Origin of the sequence: Pseudomonas sp. PS01303 (genome assembly GCF_029959385.1) — a bacterium.
Lineage (GTDB): Bacteria > Pseudomonadota > Gammaproteobacteria > Pseudomonadales > Pseudomonadaceae > Aquipseudomonas > Aquipseudomonas rustica.
In genome coordinates this window covers 1-2561 of sequence record NZ_JASCPK010000288.1, presented here as the reverse complement: position 1 = coordinate 2561, position 2561 = coordinate 1, and the positions used below count along the sequence as shown (strand labels likewise).

4 protein-coding genes are annotated in these 2561 nt (G+C 60.9%); all 4 read right to left on the bottom strand.

Going from position 1 to position 2561, the window contains the following annotated elements; all coding sequences use genetic code 11:
- Positions 1–101: 101 nt before the first annotated feature.
- The 4 genes from QMX93_RS30495 to QMX93_RS30480 are packed head-to-tail and all read right to left on the bottom strand — an operon-like array spanning position 102 to position 2391.
- Positions 102–659: a DUF4136 domain-containing protein gene (locus QMX93_RS30495; RefSeq protein ID WP_053116918.1), complete on the bottom strand. Its 558-nt coding sequence runs from the start codon at positions 657–659 to the stop codon at positions 102–104.
- Positions 660–712: 53 nt separating this feature from the next.
- Positions 713–1327, bottom strand: a complete 615-nt coding sequence (locus QMX93_RS30490) for a DUF4136 domain-containing protein (RefSeq protein WP_282359308.1) — start codon at positions 1325–1327, stop codon at positions 713–715.
- Positions 1328–1339: 12 nt separating this feature from the next.
- On the bottom strand, positions 1340–2089 hold the full coding sequence (locus QMX93_RS30485; RefSeq protein WP_282359306.1) for a methyltransferase: 750 nt from the start codon (positions 2087–2089) through the stop codon (positions 1340–1342).
- Complete coding sequence (locus QMX93_RS30480) at positions 2089–2391, bottom strand: MazG-like family protein (RefSeq protein WP_053116915.1); 303 nt, start codon at positions 2389–2391, stop codon at positions 2089–2091. Before QMX93_RS30480 ends, QMX93_RS30485 begins: the two co-directional genes overlap by 1 nt.
- Positions 2392–2561: the final 170 nt, after the last annotated feature.

The following is a 2561-nucleotide window of genomic DNA, read 5'->3' as shown; positions in this document are numbered from 1 at the left end:
TAGGAGCCGAGCTTGCTCGCGAAAGCGACGGGTCATTCAGCATTTATCTGCCTGACCCACCGTCTTCGCGAGCAAGCTCGGCTCCCACAGGGATTGGGATTTCAGCGCGGTGGGTAGTTAGCGAGGATTCGGGTGACGGTCTCGCGGATGGCGTTGCTGCGATCTTCCGGATTCGGTTTGCTGGCGAGCATTTGCTCGTCGCTGCCGCGCCACACCAGTTTGCCGTCCTTGCCGTCGAGCAAGTCGATCTGGATGGTCGCGACTTTGTAGGTAATGTTGCGCGTTTCGTTGTACATCGGCGCGCCCCAGTAGCCATTCCACGGGCCACCCCAACCGCCACCGTAGTTGGTCGTCACTTGCTGCTGACGATCCTCGACGATCAAGTAAGTCTGCACACTCAAATCACCCTTGGCCCCGGCAGCGGCCGGGCGCAAACCGCGCTGATCGAGTTGATCGGTGACCGCCTGGCGGATGCGTTGCTCGGTCAGGTCGCTTTTGATCCGTGGATCATCCGGGCGATATTGCAGGGCGGGTTCTTTCCAGCTCCAGTTGCGATACGCAGCAAAATCGCGGCTGGCGTCGAAGTCATGATTGACCTGATTGGCGGCGCAGGCGCTGAGCAACGCGGCCATGGCCAGTAAGGCGAGACGACGGAACATGGTTTTTCTCCGGTAGAAGACATGACCTGCACAAGCTTCTCATTTGCAAGAAGCTAACTGGGAGGATACGCCGACATGGCCTTTTCCACAGCCTCCCGGATCGAATCAGCTTGATCACTCTGGTTGCCACGGGTGCCTGTTTCGGCGCTGGAACTCCAGACCGGTTGTCCGGTACCGGCGTCGAACAGATCCACCTGAACGACGACCACTTGTTCGGAGTACGTGCGCACGATCGGCACGCTGTTGTACATCCCGTAACCCCGACCATAACGATCATAGCCACTGTATCCGCCGCCGTAGTAGCCGTAATCGTCCTGCACCTGACGCAAGCGTGTTTGCAGACTCAGATTGGCGCTGACCAACAGGTCGGCCGGACGATTGTCGTGCAGCGGGCGCAAACCACGCTGATCCAGCGCGTTGCTCACTGCCTCAGCCACTTGCGCCGAATCCGCCCACGCCGTGCCGGGCGGCAACTGGCCGTTGAGCCAGGCCCAGCTGCGATAGCGTCCGTAATCACGCGGTGGCGCCGGATAAGCACTGCGATCAAAGGTGTTGGCGGCTTGCGGCGGCGCCGGCGGCAAGGGCCGCGATTGCGCCACATAAGGGTTGCTGCCCGCGCAGGCGGCCAACCCCAGACAGATCAGCAATAACCCGGATTGAGCTTTCATTTCGCGCTCCGATCAGATCGGCCGGCAGATCCAGTGCAAGTAACGCCCAAGCCCGGCGAAGCTTGGGTGGCGACGGTGAGCGAGCTCCATCTCGAGCAAATCGACGAGTTCGGCGCGGGCCTGGAATTCCACTGGCATGTAGTCGTGGAAAACCCGGATCCCGCTTTGAGTTTCGACCTGCCACAACCCTTCGAGTTGCGTTGCCAATTCCCGTGGATCGAGGGGCTGCTGCGGGGTCAGGCTCTGCTTTTCACCGGCCATGTCGTTCTTGCGCATTTTCTTGAAATGGCCTTTGAGCAGGTTGCGGTAAATCAGCGCGTCACGGTTGTAGAACGCCAACGACAGCCAGCCGCCGGGCTTGGTCAATTGATGCAGCACCGGCAGGATCGCGTGGGGTTCGGCGAGCCACTCGAGCACGGCGTGGCAGATCACCAGGTCATACGGTTCGGTGAGTTGCCCGAGCAACGCCTGCCACGGTGCCTGAATAAACGTCGCGGTCTGCCCGGCTTCGGCGAAACGCTGGCGCGCACCTTCGAGCATCGGCTCGGCCGGCTCGGTGAAGGTCACCTCGTGGCCACGCTCGGCCAGCCACAGCGACATGTGGCCGAGCCCACCGCCGATGTCGAGCACGCGCAATGGACGATCCGGCAGCGCTTCAGCAAGGTCCGCCTGCAACACCGCGAGGCGAATCGCGCCTTTGGCGCCACCGTAGATCTTTTCGGCGAAACGCGTCGCCAACTGATCGAAATGCCGGTCGCTCATCAGCTGAACCGCCGTTCGCTGTCGGCGAGCTTGGCGCGCACCACTTCATTCATGTCCAACCCCAACTCGCTGCACAGCAGCAACAGGTACAGCACGATGTCGCCGACTTCCTGCCCGGCATGGGCGAGTTTGTCAGCGGGCAACTGGCGCGACTGGTCTTCGCTCAGCCACTGGAAGATTTCCACCAGCTCAGACATCTCGACGCTGGCGGCCATGGCGAGGTTTTTCGGGCTGTGAAATTGCCGCCAGTCATTGCGGTCGCGAATGGCGTGCAGGCGTTCGGTCAGTTCAACAAGGTTCATCGGGCTCTCCTGAAGGCGTATAGCTTCAAGCGGATGCCCGCTGAAGGCAAGGCCCTCTGTAGGAGCTGCCGCAGGCTGCGATCTTTTGACATTGATCTTGAAAAACAACATCAAAAGATCGCAGCCTGCGGCAGCTCCTACAGGTTTTCCGTTCGGCGTTGCATTGGGCC